Origin of the sequence: Microvirga calopogonii, assembly GCF_003347665.1 — a bacterium.
Classification (GTDB): Bacteria; Pseudomonadota; Alphaproteobacteria; order Rhizobiales; family Beijerinckiaceae; genus Microvirga; species Microvirga calopogonii.
In genome coordinates this window covers 1-16869 of record NZ_QDGA01000100.1, presented here as the reverse complement: position 1 = coordinate 16869, position 16869 = coordinate 1, and the positions used below count along the sequence as shown (strand labels likewise).

The 16869-nt window shown below is 60.7% G+C and carries 16 protein-coding genes and 2 pseudogenes; 16 read left to right on the top strand and 2 right to left on the bottom strand.

Annotated elements, in window-relative coordinates; genetic code table 11:
• Positions 1–140: 140 nt before the first annotated feature.
• Both DDF70_RS30590 and DDF70_RS30585 read left to right on the top strand, forming a co-directional pair.
• Positions 141–1497, top strand: a pseudogene (locus DDF70_RS30590) (IS5 family transposase).
• Between the two features lie 649 nt (positions 1498–2146).
• Entirely contained in the window at positions 2147–2593 is a 447-nt protein-coding gene (locus DDF70_RS30585) for a hypothetical protein (RefSeq protein WP_162820795.1), read from the top strand.
• A gap of 285 nt (positions 2594–2878) precedes the next feature.
• On the opposite strand, the gene DDF70_RS30580 is transcribed toward DDF70_RS30585, so the two are convergent.
• Complete coding sequence (locus DDF70_RS30580) at positions 2879–3925, bottom strand: NADH:flavin oxidoreductase/NADH oxidase (protein WP_114948436.1); 1047 nt, start codon at positions 3923–3925, stop codon at positions 2879–2881.
• A gap of 4 nt (positions 3926–3929) precedes the next feature.
• Entirely contained in the window at positions 3930–4541 is a 612-nt protein-coding gene (locus DDF70_RS30575) for an NAD(P)-dependent oxidoreductase (protein ID WP_114948435.1), read from the bottom strand.
• Between the two features lie 122 nt (positions 4542–4663).
• Here DDF70_RS30575 and DDF70_RS30570 point away from each other — a divergent pair, with 122 nt between their 5' ends.
• The 14 genes and pseudogenes from DDF70_RS30570 to DDF70_RS30505 all read left to right on the top strand — a co-directional run.
• The gene (locus DDF70_RS30570) at positions 4664–5023 is read left to right on the top strand and encodes a winged helix-turn-helix transcriptional regulator (RefSeq protein WP_114948440.1); all 360 of its coding nucleotides are present in this window, start codon (positions 4664–4666) and stop codon (positions 5021–5023) included.
• A gap of 1020 nt (positions 5024–6043) precedes the next feature.
• Positions 6044–7138, top strand: a complete 1095-nt coding sequence (locus DDF70_RS30565; protein ID WP_245435703.1) for a Zn-dependent oxidoreductase — start codon at positions 6044–6046, stop codon at positions 7136–7138.
• Between the two features lie 43 nt (positions 7139–7181).
• Positions 7182–8006 (top strand): transporter substrate-binding domain-containing protein, encoded by an 825-nt coding sequence (locus DDF70_RS30560; RefSeq protein WP_114948433.1) that lies wholly within the window; start codon positions 7182–7184, stop codon positions 8004–8006.
• A 97-nt stretch (positions 8007–8103) separates the two neighbouring features.
• Entirely contained in the window at positions 8104–8778 is a 675-nt protein-coding gene (locus DDF70_RS30555) for an amino acid ABC transporter permease (RefSeq protein WP_114948432.1), read from the top strand.
• Positions 8775–9452, top strand: a complete 678-nt coding sequence (locus DDF70_RS30550; protein WP_114948431.1) for an amino acid ABC transporter permease — start codon at positions 8775–8777, stop codon at positions 9450–9452. Before DDF70_RS30555 ends, DDF70_RS30550 begins: the two co-directional genes overlap by 4 nt.
• A complete protein-coding gene (locus DDF70_RS30545; protein WP_114948430.1) occupies positions 9449–10195 on the top strand; it encodes an amino acid ABC transporter ATP-binding protein in 747 nt (248 codons plus the stop codon). The genes DDF70_RS30550 and DDF70_RS30545 overlap by 4 nt, the downstream gene beginning before the upstream one ends.
• Before the next feature lie 6 nt (positions 10196–10201).
• Complete coding sequence (locus DDF70_RS30540; RefSeq protein WP_114948429.1) at positions 10202–10921, top strand: GntR family transcriptional regulator; 720 nt, start codon at positions 10202–10204, stop codon at positions 10919–10921.
• Between the two features lie 28 nt (positions 10922–10949).
• Positions 10950–12146 carry a mannonate dehydratase gene (uxuA, locus tag DDF70_RS30535; RefSeq protein WP_114948428.1) on the top strand — a complete coding sequence of 399 codons (1197 nt, stop codon included), beginning with the start codon at positions 10950–10952 and terminating at the stop codon, positions 12144–12146.
• Complete coding sequence (locus DDF70_RS30530; protein ID WP_114948427.1) at positions 12143–12901, top strand: SDR family oxidoreductase; 759 nt, start codon at positions 12143–12145, stop codon at positions 12899–12901. Before uxuA ends, DDF70_RS30530 begins: the two co-directional genes overlap by 4 nt.
• Positions 12902–13193: 292 nt before the next feature.
• The gene (locus DDF70_RS30525) at positions 13194–14027 is read left to right on the top strand and encodes a substrate-binding periplasmic protein (protein WP_205772511.1); all 834 of its coding nucleotides are present in this window, start codon (positions 13194–13196) and stop codon (positions 14025–14027) included.
• Positions 14028–14099: 72 nt separating this feature from the next.
• Complete coding sequence (locus tag DDF70_RS30520; protein ID WP_114948426.1) at positions 14100–14765, top strand: amino acid ABC transporter permease; 666 nt, start codon at positions 14100–14102, stop codon at positions 14763–14765.
• A complete protein-coding gene (locus tag DDF70_RS30515) occupies positions 14762–15421 on the top strand; it encodes an amino acid ABC transporter permease (RefSeq protein ID WP_114948425.1) in 660 nt (219 codons plus the stop codon). The genes DDF70_RS30520 and DDF70_RS30515 overlap by 4 nt, the downstream gene beginning before the upstream one ends.
• Before the next feature lie 35 nt (positions 15422–15456).
• Entirely contained in the window at positions 15457–16188 is a 732-nt protein-coding gene (locus tag DDF70_RS30510; protein ID WP_114948438.1) for an amino acid ABC transporter ATP-binding protein, read from the top strand.
• A gap of 360 nt (positions 16189–16548) precedes the next feature.
• Positions 16549–16869 (top strand): annotated as a pseudogene (locus DDF70_RS30505) (alpha/beta fold hydrolase); the annotation flags it as partial.

The following is a 16869-nucleotide window of genomic DNA, read 5'->3' as shown; positions in this document are numbered from 1 at the left end:
GATTGGGATATTGGTCGTATCGCCAGCTTCGGATTTGCAGGATTGCGGGGCGACAGCGGTGGATTTCCTGCGTTTTCCGTTGCCGCTCCGGCCCGGGATCTGATTCAATCAGGAGCACTCCACCCGGCCGGAGTTGCGCCATGTCGACGCCGAAAGACGAGCGCCAGAAGGATCTGTTCCGCCCCGCCCTGGACAGCATCATTGACCTGAAGCATCCCTTGGTGCTGCTGGCCCAGCGCATCGACTGGGCCTTCCTCGAGCGCCGGCTCGGCAGCGTCTACAAGCCCGGACCCGGCCAGCCGCCCTTGCCGGTGCGGCTGATCGCCGGGCTGATGATCCTCAAGCACATGGAGAGCTTGTCCGACGAGGCGCTGTGCGCCCGCTTCCTCGACAGCCCCTACGTGCAGTTCTTCTGCGGTGAGGTCAGCTTCCGCCATGATCTGCCGCCTCATCCTGAGCTTGTCGAAGGATGACCGCTCATCCTTGACGCGCTGGCGCCAGCGATTGGGCGAGGAGCATCTCACGGCCCTGCTGCAGGAAAGCCTCGCGGTGGCGTACCAGACTGGAGCTCTGGCGACCAAGGATCTCGAGCGGGTCGCCGTCGACACCACGGTTCAGCCCAAGGCGGTGGCTTATCCCACCGATGCCCGCCTGATGCACCGGGCGCTGATCAAACTCGTGGACCTCGCCAGGAGGTGTGGCGTCCGACTGCGTCAGAGTTATCGAAGAGTGGCCAAACACGCCCTGATCCGGATCGGCCGCTATCAGCATGCGCATCAGTTCAAGCGGGCGAACCGCGAGCTGCGGTTCCTGCGTGCCCGGCTCGGGCGGGTGATCCGGGACGTGCGCCGCAAGATCCACGGCCATGCGGCTCTGGAGGAGCGCTTCGGCCCGCTGCTGGCCCTGGCGGTCAGGGTTCGGCAGCAGACCCAGCGCCAGCGCGGGCCCAAGGTCTACGCGCTGCATGCGCCGGAGGTGGAGTGCATCGGCAAGGGCAAAGCCCGCACACCGTATGAGTTCGGCTGCAAGGTCAGCATCGCCACTCCGGTCACACAGCCCAAGGGCGGTCAGTTCGTGCTGCATGCCCGGGCCTTGCACGGCAATCCGTATGACGGTCACACGCTCGCGGCTGCGGTGGCCGATGTGGCGACGATGACCGGGGTTGAGGTCAAACGCACCCATGTCGACAAGGGCTATCGCGGACACAATCACCCGAACCGCTTTCAGGTCTGGATCTCAGGCCAGGTGCGCCGGACCACGGCCGCTCTCAAGCGCGAAATGAAGCGGCGGGCCGCGATCGAGCCGGTGATTGGGCATCTGAAAGCCGAGCACAGGATGGGCCGCAATTATCTGAAGGGCCGTGAGGGCGACCGCATCAATGCCGTGCTGGCGGCGGTCGGGTACAACTTCTCACTCCTGCTGCGGTGGCTGGCAGCACTTTTGTGTGTCCTTGTCCTGGTGCTGGTTGGATCCGGTCCATCGCCTCGACGGGCGTGAGTCACGCCACCAGACAATTCTTCACGGACGACTCCAAACAGTCAACAGGAACGGCAGTTAATGGCACCGCGCCGACCTTGGCCGTATTTCCGCAAATGAGCGGTATCGGGACCTTCGCAGAACCTCGCTCAACGGCTAGGGTTGACCCGAAGCTGACTTTGACTGCTTTTGAATCAGGATAAAATCCTTCGCGCGCAACACGGTCGAGACGCACGCAGCTTTCACTTTCGCTGTAGCTCGCGCGTTGATGGTTACAAATTCAGCAACTATACTGATAACAAATTGCCTCCTCACAATCAGGACTGCAGAGGCACCGTCCATGTTCGGTTTTGATGATGCCTCGGAGACCAAGGCACCGTCCGCCGAGGTGCTCGTTTAGTTACAGGGCGGCAGTGCGCAATTTCTTGGACCAGTCTCGAGGAGAGCGGCCTATGATCATTCGCAGCGGACTTATCCGCAATCGCGACGGCGTCGATTTCGCGGCATTCTCCGAACACTGGCGGCACGTGCACGGTCCACTGGCGCTCCGCGTCGAGGCAATGCGCGCCTATCGACGGAACCATATTCTCACACGGCTGCCGGCCCCACAGGGTGACGGGCTGCACCGCGTCGACGGGATTTCCAACTCTGGTTTGACGACGTCGAGTCGATGCGCGTCGCAATGGAGTCCGCCGAACAGCGTGCATGCATCGAGGACATTCGTGGGTTTCTCGCCAACGTAACGATCCTCGTTCAGCAGGAAGGCGAAACGCGACGGCACGGTGATGTCGACCGACTGCCGGTGAAGTACCTTTACCTTTTGGCGGGTCCGGAAGCCGCAATGCGGACCATTGGGGACACGCTCCTCACGATTCTCGGCGCAAGCTTCGACAACGTCGCGCTCCGCATCAATCCGATCATCGACAGGCGGTTTTCCGTGGACCCGAACGTCTCTGCTGGCGGCCAAGTCGTCGATGCCGTGCTGGAGATCTGGCTGCCGAGGGGAGCGGATGATACGTTCACGCCGCGCGTCTTGAACGAAAGATCTGATGTGGATGTCGTTGGCGCGTTCCAAGTGGACGAGCTGATCCTGAAGGACCATCCAGTCGAGCAGTGATCCTTTGTCGGATCGAGGGACACCTCAAACGTAAGAGGCCCCAACCTCTCGCTCCGAACGCATGCAACCTATCGCCACTCTACCGCCACGGCGGACGACGTGTTCGAATGCGGGCGTTTTGACTGCTCTCAGCTTGTCTTGAATGAAAGCTTATCGATCCGCGACCCGACATGGCGCCGGCCAGTGCAGCATGCTGCTCCGGGTTCCGAGCCAGCCGCACGACCGAGAACGTCCGCGCAAAACAAATGCCGTGCCGATGAGTTCCGGCACGGCCTTACAATGGTGTCAGAATCCGCGTTCGAACGGACCGGTGGCGCGGGCATAGGTCGGGATCGGAAGCTCCAACTCGACACCGGCTTCCCTGGCGGCCCGAATCGGCCAGAATGGATCGCGCAGCAGTGTGCGCCCCATGAAGATCAGATCCGAGCGCCCGCTGCCGATAATCTCCTCTGCCAAGTCGATCGAGGCGATCGAGCCCGTCGTCGCAGTCGGCAGGCCCGTGACCTTGCGGATCCGGTCGGCATAGGGGGTCTGGTAGCCGGGGTAGACGGGGCCGGCATAGCCGGGCAGGATGTTGCCGGTCTGCACGTCGATCAGATCGACCCCGTGTCTGCCCAGTTCCTGAGCCAGAACATCGGCTTCGTCCTGCGTCACGCCATCAGTGCCGAAATCCGTCGCGCAGATGCGATAAAGCAGCGGCTTCTCCTCAGGCCAGACCGAGCGGACGGCCTCGATCACCTCGAGCGGCAGCCGCATGCGGTTCTCGGCCGAGCCGCCGTAGTGATCGGTTCGAGCATTCGACACCGGGGCCAGGAACTCATGCAGCAGGTAGCCATTGACGGCATGGATTTCGAGCGCGTCAAACCCAGCCTTATGGGCGCGGATCGCAGCCGTCCGGCAATTGTCAATGACGCCCTGAATATCCGTTGCCGTGGCTTCGGTAGGGGTGCCGAGGGTGTCGTCATAGGCGATGGCCGAGGGCGCGATTGCGGTTGCGGTGATGTGCGACTTGCGCCCCGCATGGGCAAGCTGAGCGCACATCTTCGCGCCGCAGGACTGCACGAACTCGACCAGGCGTTTGAGCCCGTTGGCTTGCTCGTCGTTCCAGATGCCGAGGTCCTTCGCGCTGATCCGCCCGCGCGGCTCGACGGCCAGGACTTCGGTGGCGATCATCGCGGCGCCGCCAAGGGCCCGGGCGCCGTAATGGACATAGAGATGCTCGTTCAGCATCCCGTCCTCCTGCCCCCGGTACATCAGCATCGGGGACATGACGATCCGGTTGCGCAGCGTCATGCCACGCAAGGTGAAGGGTGAGAAGACGTAGCTTGCCATATGCTCAGTACCCGACGGTGAAACGCTGACGCGAATGCTTCGGGGTCTCGACCTCGTCGAGAAGCGCGATGGCATAATCCTCGAAGGAGATGTGGCTCTTGCCCTCGGCCGAGATCAGCAGGTCGTCCGTGCCGAGGCGGAACTGGCCCGTGCGCTCGCCCGCCGTGAAGGCGGCTGACGGCGACAGGAAGGTCCAGTCGAGGCTGGGTTCAGCCCGCAGGCGTTCGAGCATTTTGGCACCGGCAGCAGCTTCCGGCTTGGCAGCCTCGGGGAAGTTCGAGCTTTCCGACACGGGCGAACGTGCCGGAGAGCGCAGGCTGCCGGCTCCGCCGATCACGACGAGGCGCGGCGTGCCCGAACGCTTGACCGCCGTCACCAGCGTCTCGGGATCGTAGCGGACGAAGCGCACGGCGCTGATCACCACATCGTGCCCGGCAAGCTTGGCCGCCAGATCATCAGGCTGGGTGATATCTCCGAGCGTTGCCTTCGCGGCGCCGAGCGCCTGGAGCTTGTCCAGGGTCGGACCAATTGCAGTGATCTCGTGGCCGCGGGAAACCGCCTCGCGCACCACACGCTGGGCGGCATTGCCCGCCGCACCGATGACAGCGATCTTCATGCCATGTTTCCTTGCTTCAGTAACCATCAGGCACTAGGTGTCATCGTGATGTGCAGGTGTAAAGAAGGCACTCTCTGGTGATCTGGTCACCTGCGGGTGACCACCATGATGGATGACGGATGATGACGACGCCAAATCCCTATCGGGCAAAATGTGCCACCCGCGTGGTTCTCGACCGCGTTGCAGACAAGTGGGCGGTGCTCATCCTGGGGTTGCTGAAGGATGGGCCCGTGCGCTTCAATCAGCTCCGGCGCGAGATCGAGGGTATCTCCCAGAAGATGCTCTCCCAGACGCTGAAGAACCTGGAGCGGGACGGGCTGGTGCAACGGACAGCCTACCCGACCGTACCGGTCACGGTCGAGTATGCGCTGACACCGCTCGGCCGAACCTTGACCGACACCTTCGATGCATTGCGCCAGTGGGCTGAGATCCACATCGGCGAGGTCGTCGCGGCTCAACGTCGGTATGACGAGGTCGCCTGAGAGATGAACGAATAAATGTTTAGCACCCACAAATCTTATGTTCCGAAGGTGTCCAGTGGATCAATGGCCACAGGACGGGATCAAGCGCAGGATCCTCTGAGGTCGGTCTGACCGACAGGCTTGTGGTCTCTTGGGTACCGCAGGACTCGGTGACACCGCCCCCAAGCGCGAGAAAGGTCAGGTCCTGGCACCTCTCGGAAGTAGACCCAAAGTTTGCTCTCGCGAGGAGCACCGGACGTTCCTGGAGGTCAGGGAATCGGAAGAGGATGACCGAGAGTGTGTCAAAACTCAAACAGGCTCGGCCGTGCCGAAAGATTCGTACGAATTTATGCTCCTGTACCGAGAATTCCGCGGTCTGTCAGCGCCTGCACGAAATCAAATTGCTCCACTGAGCGACCTGCTCGCGTTTTGACACAGCCTCGACCCATAGGCGACGTTTAGGGGAGTATTTACCCTCTGCCGAGCAGGTCTGCAAAATGATCGGGCACCGGACCCTTGTCTAGCGTGAGCTCAACAACAATCCCGATATAAAGTCACGCTAGCGCGACGAACGCGGCGTGTGCCCGCTGGTCTCGACGACGGCACTGGCGCGATCCCAGCATTCAGATGGTCGGAACCAATCCGAGGAACCCTCATCCCAAGCGGGTGCGGGCGGAGGTGAGTGGCCTAGGCGTTGCTATCAGCTCGATTGGCCGCTCACCCTCTGGCCGAAGAAGTGAGAAAGTTATGTGCCGACCCCTGGCTTAAGGCGCATCGGCGCTGCGCGCCACATAGCGGAACCGCGACGTCTATCGACATGGGCGAGCGGCCTTTGGCTGATCCGAAATAGCTGGGCCCGGGCAGACCGAAGGATCTAGCGCAAAGCCGATCTTCCTGAACGAGAAAAATGGCTGAGCGCTTCTGCCAGCGCGTCGGGTAGGCGTCGCTGGTTCTCGCCGGGACAGTTTCCCCGGTCTTCCGCGCTTTCGGCTTGTGCAGGCGAGATGATCCCCCGCTGCCCTCCATACCGAGGAGCAGGGCTTGCGCGACCACATCTGGAATGCTAGTGCACTTGAATACAAGTATACTTCAACAAGAATCAGGGACGACATGGAGTCGATTGCCGTCAGCGTTGCGGGGCCAAATGCGCTTAGCCTGATTTCAGGCGAGCGGCCGGAACCATTGCCGGGCGAGGTGAAGCTGCGTGTTCGCCGGGCCGGTATTTGCGGCTCCGACATGCACATACTCCACGGCTCTAATCCCTTCGCCCGCTATCCTCGCATCATCGGCCACGAATTCGCTGGCGAAATCGTCGCGATTGGCGAAGGTGTCACCTCGCTCTCAGTCGGTGATCATGTTGTTGCCGATCCGGTTGTCGCCTGCGGGCATTGCTATCCCTGCCGCCGCGGCCGGCCGAATGTCTGTGCCTATCTCGAAGTCATCGGCGTCCACCGAGATGGCGGCTTCAGCAGCTATGCCATTCTTCCAGAAAAGAATGCGGTCAAAGTCTCGCCCAGCCTTTCGCTCGGCGTCGCGGCACTATCCGAGCCACTCTCGGTCGCCGCGAACGTGCTCACCGCCACAGGCTGCGACGAACAGGACACTGTTCTGGTCTATGGCGCTGGAACGGTCGGCATCACCGTGCTGCAGGTTGCCAAGCTCAAAGGCGCACGTTGCATAGTCGTCGACATCGACGAGGCGCGGCTGGAGCGCGCCAGAGAGTTTGGCGCCGACCTGACGATCCATTCGCCATCGACCCCCGTGGCGGAGGCGGTGAAGACCGAAATGGATGGGCTCGGCCCCTCCGTGGTCATCGACGGTGCCGGAATCCCTGCGCTGCTGGAGGAAGCTTGCCGTATCGCGAGTCCCGCCGGCCGTATCGGCCTGCTTGGGTTTTCGTCGGCTCCCTGCAACATCAGTCAGCAGGAGATCGTCCGCAAGGAACTATCACTGTTCGGCTCGCGCCTGAACCGGCGGCTCATCCCCGAGGTCGTGCGTTGGCTTGAAAGCGGTCGCCTCGATCCTTCCGCCATGATCACCCAGACCTTTGACGCGCGTGAAGCGAACGCCGCCTTCGATTTCGTCGAGAAGCACCCTGATCGTCTGCTCAAGGTCCAACTCGCGTTCGACGAATAACGCCCGGCTGACCGGGGCACTGCTACCAAAAAGGGAGAGAAACATGTTGTCTAAGCGCGGAATCATAAAGTCACTCTGCGGCATCGCAGCGGTAGGTCTGCTCAGCATGGCCACGCTAGCTTCAGCACAGGCGCAGAATGCCCCCGGCATTCTCCAAACCATTCTCCAGCGCGGCACGATCCGCATCGCCGTCCTTGGCAGTCTGCCGCCCTACAGCCGCGTGCTGCCGAATGGCGAGCCCGAGGGCTACGACATCGACATCGCCAAACGGCTCGCCGAGGCGCTGAAGGTCAAGCCGGAATTTATCATCTCCGACATCCCGGCCCGCGTCACCGCGTTGCAGACCCGCAAGGCGGACGTCACCATCGCGGACTTCACCCGCAATGTGGAGCGCTCGACCTCGATCGCCTTCACCAATCCCTATCTTGTCACCACGATGCGCCTGCTTCTGCCGGCAGACAGCCCCTACAAGACAGTCGCCGAGGCCAACGAAGCCGGAATCCGCGTCGCGATCTCACGCGGTGGCACTGCCGAGCGCGCTGTGCCGCTCAACATGCCGAAGGTCCAGATCATTCGCTTCAACACCCAGGCCGACGAGCTCAACGCCGTGCTGACCGGCCAGGCCGATGCGATGGCCGAGGACAATTTCTATAACGGCAACGCGATCAAGGAGAATCCGGGCAAGCTGCGCGAGGCCGAGGGAGACCTCGCCCGTGCCGAGATTGCCATCGGCCTGCCTGCTGGCGACGCCGACTGGCTGCGCGTTCTTAACCTCTTCGTCGACCAGTTCAACTCGTCTGGCGACAATAAGAAGCTGTTCGTGAAGTGGTTCGGCTTCGAGCAGCCGCCGATCCAGGCGAAGTACTGAGATAGCGAACACGGCGACGCCCAATCGGGCGTCGCTCTTCCCGCCGCGGAATGCATCGGCGCCGTTTAAGCCGATATCGGACAGGAAGGCCTGATCGGTGCCCTATTATTTCTCTTTTCCCAGTATCTACCCCTATCTCGGCGAACTTGCCGCGGCCGCAAAGGCAACGCTGCTACTGTCGCTGCTGGCGATCGTGCTGAGTGTAGCCATCGGCTCCGTTGTCGCCCTGATGCGCCGCTCGAATTCGCGGATTTTGCGGTTCATCGCCGGCCTTTATGTCGAGGTGATGCGCAACACGCCGCTCCTGGTCATCCTCTACATCGTCTTTTTCGCTCTCCCGCAGCTTGGACTGCGCATGTCGCCCTTCAATTCCGCGCTGATTGGCCTGACGCTGAACAGCGCCGGCTACATGGCCGAGATCATTCGCGCCGGCCTCGTCGCCGTGCCGCACGGCCAGTTCGAGGCCGGCGCCTCACAAGGCTTCACGCGGATCGCGCTCTATCGTTACATCGTGCTGCCGCAGGTATTTCGTACCATCTACGCCCCGCTCGGCAACCAGTTTATTGCCGTCATCCTTGCCTCCTCGCTGGCTTCAGCCGTCGCAGTCGAGGAAGTGGCGTCCTGGATGCAGACGGTCGGATCCTCGTCCTTCCGCTTCTTCGAGACCTTCGTTATTGCAGCGGTGGTCTATTTGGTGCTCTGCCAGATCGTGAACCTCGGACGCATCGCCATCGGGCGCTGGCTGTTCCGCCAGCCAGAGGCCTATCGATGACCGCGCAATTGTTTTCCTACATGCCGCTCCTGCTGAAGGCGGCGCTGGTCACGATCTGGCTCTCCTGGCTCGCACTGCTGATCGGTGCTGTAGGCGGGGCGTTGGTGGCGCTCGCCCGCATGTCGACCTTACTGCCATTGCGGCTGCTTGCGCTGCTGTTCACGGAGTTCTTCCGCTCGATCCCAATCCTGATCGTGCTGTTCTTCGTCTTTTTCGGCGTACCACTGATCTTTGGGCTCGATCTCTCGCCGTTTACGGCGACGACCATCGCGCTCGCGCTGCACGCCAGCGCGACCATGTCGGAAGTGATCCGCGCCGGTCTCGAAAGCGTCGGCAAGGGCCAATGGGAGGCGGCGCGCGCTGCCGGCATGACCTATTGGCAGATGATGCGCCACGTCATCGTACCGCAGGCGCTGCGCGTTATCCTGCCGCCCTCGGTCGGCGTCTACATTGCGACGCTGAAGGAATCCTCACTCGCATCAATCATTGGCTATGTCGAGCTGACCAAGACCGGACTTCTCATTCGCGAAACGATGGGTAGCAGCTTTGTGCCGCTGCTCCTCCTCGCCCTCATCTACTTCCTAATCAATTACGGCATCTCGCTCGGCGGGGGAGCGCTCGAACGGCGCTTTCACGTCAATACCCGCCTCATGACGGCCGGAGCAGGACAATGACCGATACCGTTCTCAAGTTCGACAATGTGGTGAAGCGCTTCGGGGACAGAACCATCCTTGACGGCGTCTCGACCTCCGTGCAGGCTGGCGAGATCGTCTGCTTCATCGGTCCCTCCGGCACTGGCAAATCGACCCTGCTGCGATGCGTCAACGGCCTTGAGACTATCGAGGGCGGCAGCATCCTCTTTGAGAACAAGCCGGTGCAGGCAAAGCAGCGCAGCATTATCGACGTGCGCCGCCGCATTGGCATGATCTTCCAGCACTTCAACCTCTACCCGCATCTGACGGCGCTGGAGAACGTTATGCTGGCGCCGGTCGTCGTCCACGGCGAGGGGCGCAAGGCTGTTGAGGAGCGAGCTCGCGGGCTGTTTGAAAAGGTCCGTCTGTCGCATCGCATCAACGCCTATCCGGCGCAGATGTCAGGCGGCGAGCAGCAGCGCGTTGCGATCGCTCGGGCGCTTGCCACCAACCCACATATCCTGCTCTTCGACGAGCCGACCTCGGCGCTTGATCCCGAGACGGTCGGCGAAGTGCTGGCCGTGATGCGCGACCTCGCTGTGGAAGGTCGGACCATGTTGGTCGTGACACACGAGATCCGCTTCGCGGCCGATGTCGGCACGCGCATGGTCTTCCTCGACGGCGGTAAGATCGTCGAGGAGGGCAATCCGCGTGAGATGCTTACCGCCCCGCGGAGCGAGCGCGCCAGGCGCTTTCTCAGCACTATCAGCAACGCCGCGCATTGATCGCCGATGGTCGTCGTTCCGAAAACCGGGATTCGCTGGAGCGTTGCTCAGGTCTATGATGACCTGAGCGGGCGCATCCTGACGGGCCAGCTCCGGCCAGGCGAGGCGCTGTCCGAGACCAAGATGGCGGTCCATTACGGTCTGAGCCGGACTCCGATTCGCCAGGCGTTCCACCGCCTCTCTGTGGAGGGGCTGCTCTCCATCGTTCCCCAGGTCGGTAGCTTCGTCGCCCCGATTCAGCTCTCTGCCGTCCGCGACGCTCAGTTTGTGAGGCAGACGCTGGAATGCCGCGCTGTTCGCAGCGCGGCGCTGGCGTCGGGAGACGAGAAGGAGCGAGTTCTCAACGGGCTGCTGAAGGAGCAGGCCAAGATTATTGCCCGGCGCGACCATTACGGCTTCTTCAGTTCTGACGAAGCCTTACACCGAGCTCTTATGGAGATCGCCGGGCATCCGCATGTCTGGGACTTCATTGCTTTGATCAAAACGCAGCTTGATCGGCTACGCTATCTCTCATTGGAAAGCCAAGAATGGCTCGAGATGATTTTCCATCAGCACGAGCAGCTGGTGAAGTGCGTGCTGACACACGATGCTGACGGAGCCGTGGCTCTGATGGAAACCCACCTGCACAGCGCTTCTCTGGCGCTGGAAAAGATTGCTGTCGACCACGCCGAGTTCTTCGAGGATTCACCTCGTCCTCCCCGCGGTATGCCGCTAAAACCATTTTGAACGCGCCTAACGGAGAAAGTACGACACCATGGAACAGACCTGGCGGTGGTGGGGACCCAACGACATCATTCCCCTTGATCACATCCGACAAACCGGCGCGACCGGACTTGTCACAGCGCTGCATGATGTTCCCGCAGGCGAAATCTGGACCCGTGAGCAGATCCGCGCCCGCATGGACGCCATAGCGGCGAACCCGGAGCTCGGGCTGCGCTGGAGTGTCGTCGAGAGCCTCTGGATCCATGAGCGGATTAAGCTGGCGGAAGGCGATGTCGAGCCGCTTTACGAGAATTTCCGCCAATCGATGATCAACCTCGCCGAGGCCGGCGTGCATATCATCTGCTACAACTTCATGCCGGTGCTCGACTGGGCTCGGACCGTGTTGCGACACAGGCTGCCGAGCGGTGCCATGGCCCTGCGCTTCAACGCGCATGAGTTCGCCGCCTTCGACTGCTTTATGCTGCGCCGAGAGGGCGCTGAAGCCGACTTCTCCGAAGAGGTCCTTACCCGAGCTAAAGCCTGGTACGACGCTTCGACGCAAGCTGACCGCGACCGCCTGCTCTCGACAATCATGGCCGGATTACCGGGAGCCTTCGACCGATACGACATCGAGGGCTTGCGCGGCATGCTGAAGCGGTATCACGGCGTCGGCCGAGAGCAGCTCCGCGACAATCTCATCCGTTTTCTTGAAGCGATCATCCCGACCGCCGAGAAGGTCGGCATCCGTATGGCGATCCATCCGGACGACCCGCCGCGCCCGCTGCTCGGCCTGCCGCGCATCGCCGGGTCGATGGAAGATTTCGAGGCGATCTTCACCGCGGTCGACAGCCCGGCTAACGGTCTGACCTTCTGCACCGGCTCGCTGGGTGCAAATCCGAAGAATGATCCGGCCGCGATCGCTGAGCGCTTCGCCGATCGGATCTACTTCGCCCATTTGCGCAACGTCGCCAACGACCCTGACGGATCCTTCATGGAGGCCGACCATCTTGGGGGCGACACTAACATGGTTGCGGTGGCTCGCGTTCTGCTGCGCGAGCAGGCGCGACGCAAGGCTGCGGGGCAGGCCGACTGGCGCATTCCTTTCCGCTCCGACCACGGCCACGAGTTGCTCGACGATATTGGCAAGCCGACGTTCCCTGGTTATCCGGCGATTGGCCGCATGCGAGGCCTCGCCGAGCTGCGCGGCGTCATCACCGCGCTGGCCGACGAGCATGGTTGGCCGCTATGAGCGCGACGGAGAAGGTTCTTGCCGGTAAGACAGCCTGGGTGACCGGTGCGGCGAGCGGGATCGGTGAAGCGGTCGCGCTTACACTGAGCCGCGCAGGCGCCACAGTCGCATTGACCGGGCGCCGCTCGGAGCCGCTGGAGCAGTTGGCCGAGCGCATCACGAGCGAAGGCGGCGAGGCCATTGTCGCACCCGGCGACGTGGCCGACGTCACCGCTATAGACAGAGCGCTGGCGCTGCTGGCTGGGCGCTCGCTTGACATCCTGGTCAGCAATGCTGGCACTAACATTCCTGATAGGTCCTGGTCCAAGCTTACCCCGGACTCGGTCGACCTCCTGCTTGACGCAAATTTGCGCGGCGCGCTGCAGCTCTCGCGGGCCGTTCTGCCCGTGATGCAGGCGCAAGGTGGAGGGGTGCTTATCCACATTGCTTCGCTCGCGGCGCATTTTCTCAGCGCCGGCCCCGGCCCGGTCTATACGGCTGCCAAGAGCGGTGTGGTCGCGATGAGCCACGCCATCAACATCGAGCACGGCGTACACGGCATTCGCTCCTGCGTCCTCTCACCTGGCGATACGCTGACACCGTTAATGGACAAGCGCCCGGTCCGCATGAGTGATGAAGCTCGAGCTCGCATGCTTCGCCCGGAGGACATTGCTGGACTCGTTTTGTACGTCGCGACGCTGCCGCCGCATGTGTGCGTTAATGAAGTAATCGTCACTCCCACATCGCTCACTGGAAACGTTCCGGAGCGAGCCTAAGAGAGCGTACGAAGCGAATACCTTTCTGTCTGGATAGCCCGCTCCCGGCCTGATGCGATCGTCAGAGCCCAAGAGTTCCTTCGGCGTCACGTATGGCAGGTTAAGAAAGCGAATGTGGTCGAGTTGCGCCTTTTGGCTCGCTACGACCGATATAGATTGTGGAATCTTGACACGTAAACAATCTTGTATGCAAGTATACATATATGCCTGTCGACCGTTCTTCAATGAGCTCGGCCTTCATGCATCGGAGTGGCAAAACAAAGCTGCGCTCTACAACCGGGAGGAATCTTCAATGACGTTTCTGAGTAGCGCCATGCGCGCTGTCGCCGTGTCTTTCTGCATACTCGGGTTTGCAGGGAGTGCTAGCGCGGACGAACCTGTCCCGACGAACAGCCCTCGCGTGCAGGCGATCCAGAAATCCGGCGTCTTTCGCATTGGTGTGCTCGCAAACGCACCATGGCTGGTTGAAAATACCAGCGGAAGCGGGGAGCAATGGTCCGGTCCAGGTTGGACACTCGCTAAGGAGTACGCCCGACTGCTTGGCGTGAAGCTTCAGCCCGTGGCCGTGTCGCATGAGACCAAGGTGCCCGTTCTCGCCTCCAACCAGGTCGATATGACGGTGTCTCCACTTTCGGTCACGCCGGAGCGGCTCAAGGTTATCGATTTCGTCACATATGCATCGACCAGTCTGTGTGTCTTCGGTCGTGCCGATAACCCTAAGGTTGCCAATGCCAAAAGCATTGACGACTTCAACAAAGAGGGCGTGGTCGTAGCCTATTACACTGGCGGTGGTGAGGAACATTGGGTGAAGTCGCGTTTCCCAAATGCCACCCTGCGTGGCGTCTCAACCGCTGGCACTGCGGCACCTGTCGAGGAAATCATGGCACGACGTGCTGACATCACGCCGATCAACCGGATCCCGTGGGTTGCACTCAATAAAAAAGTTAAGGGGCTAAAGGCGTTGCCCGAAGGCAATAACTGTCAGGATAGCAAGGAGATGGGAACCAACATTGGTTCCGCCATCGACAAGAACCAGCCCGAATTTCTTGCTTGGTTGAATGCGGTTCGCGATAGAATGCAGAAGCAGCTTACGACTGAAGAATCACAAATGATCGACAAGATGTGAGGCCGCGGCCGGCCGTCTGTTACGGCCGGCCGGCTTTTCGCGACTGACGCAAACTCGCATTAGTGACCTGTCATGGAACTTGACTTCTCGCCTCTGCTCGATAGTTGGCGATTTCTGGCCTCTGGCTTGGGACTAACCATCCTACTATCGATCGCGGCTGTTATCTCAAGCTTGGTCCTTGGACTGGCAGTTGGTCTCGGACGCCTTTATGGCCCGACCTGGCTCAGTGCGATACTCGTGTTTTATATCGACTCGATGCGCGCCATTCCGGTGTTCGTCGTACTGGTCTGGATCTATTTTGCGGTTCCGATCATCTCGGGTCATACGTTCGCACCATTCTGGGCTGCCCTCACCGGCATCACGATCCACGTCGCCGCTTACGTCGCGGAGGTCGTCCGTGCTGGCCTGACGTCGATCCGCAAGGGCCAATCCCAGGCCGGCCTGGCTATTGGAATGTCCAGCTCACAAATCCTGCGGCATATCCTGCTGCCGCAAGCAATTGTGCGCATGCTGCCTGCGTTAGGCTCGATCATATCAGTAACAATCAAGGATACAGCTATCGCGGCAGTCATTGCTGTCCCGGAGCTTATGCGACAGGCTGAGACCCTCGCAGGACAGACCTATCGCCCGATAGAGATCTTTACGGCAGTGATGGTGATCTACTTCCTCTTGATCTTCCCCATTACAAGGCTGGTTGACCGGCTTTACATCCGCGTCGCACATCTAGGTCGGTCATGAATCTCGATTGGTCCATTGTTTGGCAAAGCCGTTGGCTTCTGCTGGAAGGTGCGCTCATCACCGTCCTGCTAACGGTGTTGACGATGCTGATCGCCGTGCCTGGCGGGATCGTGCTCGCTCTTATGCGCGGCTCCCACTTCAAGCCAGTCGCATTGCTCGCAACTGCATTTGTCGAACTATTTCGGAACGTACCCCTGCTCCTCCTGATATACTGGGCGTTCTATGTCATGCCGGTTCTCACGGGACTGGGGCTCTCACCTTTCGCCACAGGCCTTGTTGCACTTTGCCTCAACGTCTCTGCCTATAATTCAGAGACTTTCCGTTCAGGGATCAATTCTATCCGCAAGGGACAGACGGAAGCCGGGCTCGCCATTGGCATGAGTAGAAGCCAGGTTTTCCGCCAGATCATCTTGCCGCAGGCCTGGCGCCGCGTATTGCCTATTCTCGCCAGCACGTGGGTTTCGCTGTTCAAAGACACCTCTCTTGTCTCAGTGATCGCCGTTGGCGAGTTGGCTCATACTGCAATGCAAATCCGGTCCCAGAGCTTTCGGGTGCTGGAGATGCTTACCGCAATGGCTGCGATCTATTGGCTCATGGGCTATCCCCAAGCGAAGATTGTTGACTGGATTCACAGAAAGTACGGAGTGCGGGAATGACCGCCTTTACCCGCAAGAATGCCGACAAGCCGGCAATGCTTGTCTACGACAATGTGCGTAAGAACTATGGAAGCTTCACCGCACTCGATGGTGTATCGCTGCACGTCAACGCCGGCGAAGTCGTCTGTCTGATTGGCCCGTCAGGATCCGGGAAGTCCACCCTTCTGCGATGCACGAACGCTCTGGAGACAACTGATGGCGGTGAAATCCGCTTCGAGGGCAGACCGCTCCCGGTAGCCGACGCTGACATGCGTAAGGTTCGTCAGCGCATGGGAATGGTTTTCCAGAACTTTGAGCTATTCCCCCACAAGACAGCCTTGGAGAACGTCGCACTCGGCCTGACGACCGTCCGGAAAATGGACGCCGGGGAGGCGCGACAGCGAGCGATGGCGCTACTTGCGAAGGTTGGGCTTGCGGATAAGACCGCAAACTATCCTTCCAATCTCTCAGGTGGTCAGCAGCAGAGGGTCGCGATCGCGCGTGCGTTAGCGATGGAGCCCCACGTGATGCTCTTTGATGAGCCAACATCGGCGCTCGACCCCGAGACGGTGGGTGAAGTTCTCAATGTCATGCGAAATCTTGCTGACGAAGGCATGACGATGATCGTCGTCACGCACGAGATGAGCTTCGCACGTCGAGTGGCCAATTGGGTTGTGGTGTTCGAACGTGGGCAACTGCTGGAGCAAGGTCCACCCCAGCAGATCTTTGAGGCGCCAACCACCGAAAGAACGCAAGAGTTCTTAAGCCACCTCGGCTGGAGTGGCTAAGTCACCACGTCTCCTAAGATTAGTAATTGGATAGCTGTGATCTCGATGAATCCTTCTTTCAATGGCTTGGGAGGAGGGAGGCGATGCAGCGTCCCACAAGATCGTCGTTTTTTGGCACTTCTCGGAAGTAGATCGAATGTCCGCGTAAGGAGGGAACAGCGGACGTCCTTAAAGGGCAGAGGATCGTCAGTGCGTGACCCGCAGCGGAAATTCGCAGGCTGATGGATTAAGCCCTTATGTGTTAAGAGAATGTGGTGCATGCTGCTCTTCTGGCGCGTCATGGCCGGGTAACATGAGCCGGTGTTGGACATCCGCCCCCTGGTCTACCTTCTATCGGGGCATGCAAACAGGAGCGGTCCTGTGAACACTCCAGTGACCGGATGGTTGGACGAGATGCGCCGGCAGATCGGGCTTGGGCTTGATGCCGTCGGCGTCGGGCCAGAGGAGATGCCCCACCGGGTCATCAACCAGTGTCCCGGTGCGCGGGTACGAGCCTACCATCGCGGCGATGTTCGCCGAGGGCCGGTGCTTCTCATCATCCCGGCTCCCTTCAAGCGGGCTTATCTCTGGGATCTTCTGCCGCCGGTGAGCGTGGTCCGCCACTGCCTCGAACGAGGCTTTCGCGTCTATCTGCTCGAATGGCTCGTTCCCACGCCGCAGGAGGATGAATTCGGCTTCGCG

Excerpts from the sequence above, each read along its gene's own strand:
- DDF70_RS30585 (WP_162820795.1), top strand. The coding sequence starts at position 2,147 with ATGCGCGTCGCAATGGAGTCCGCCGAACAGCGTGCATGCATCGAGGAC.
- DDF70_RS30580 (WP_114948436.1), bottom strand. The coding sequence starts at position 3,925 with ATGGCAAGCTACGTCTTCTCACCCTTCACCTTGCGTGGCATGACGCTG.
- DDF70_RS30575 (WP_114948435.1), bottom strand. The coding sequence starts at position 4,541 with ATGAAGATCGCTGTCATCGGTGCGGCGGGCAATGCCGCCCAGCGTGTG.
- DDF70_RS30570 (WP_114948440.1), top strand. The coding sequence starts at position 4,664 with ATGACGACGCCAAATCCCTATCGGGCAAAATGTGCCACCCGCGTGGTT.
- DDF70_RS30560 (WP_114948433.1), top strand. The coding sequence starts at position 7,182 with ATGTTGTCTAAGCGCGGAATCATAAAGTCACTCTGCGGCATCGCAGCG.
- DDF70_RS30550 (WP_114948431.1), top strand. The coding sequence starts at position 8,775 with ATGACCGCGCAATTGTTTTCCTACATGCCGCTCCTGCTGAAGGCGGCG.
- DDF70_RS30545 (WP_114948430.1), top strand. The coding sequence starts at position 9,449 with ATGACCGATACCGTTCTCAAGTTCGACAATGTGGTGAAGCGCTTCGGG.
- DDF70_RS30540 (WP_114948429.1), top strand. The coding sequence starts at position 10,202 with ATGGTCGTCGTTCCGAAAACCGGGATTCGCTGGAGCGTTGCTCAGGTC.
- uxuA (WP_114948428.1), top strand. The coding sequence starts at position 10,950 with ATGGAACAGACCTGGCGGTGGTGGGGACCCAACGACATCATTCCCCTT.
- DDF70_RS30530 (WP_114948427.1), top strand. The coding sequence starts at position 12,143 with ATGAGCGCGACGGAGAAGGTTCTTGCCGGTAAGACAGCCTGGGTGACC.
- DDF70_RS30525 (WP_205772511.1), top strand. The coding sequence starts at position 13,194 with ATGACGTTTCTGAGTAGCGCCATGCGCGCTGTCGCCGTGTCTTTCTGC.
- DDF70_RS30520 (WP_114948426.1), top strand. The coding sequence starts at position 14,100 with ATGGAACTTGACTTCTCGCCTCTGCTCGATAGTTGGCGATTTCTGGCC.
- DDF70_RS30515 (WP_114948425.1), top strand. The coding sequence starts at position 14,762 with ATGAATCTCGATTGGTCCATTGTTTGGCAAAGCCGTTGGCTTCTGCTG.
- DDF70_RS30510 (WP_114948438.1), top strand. The coding sequence starts at position 15,457 with ATGCTTGTCTACGACAATGTGCGTAAGAACTATGGAAGCTTCACCGCA.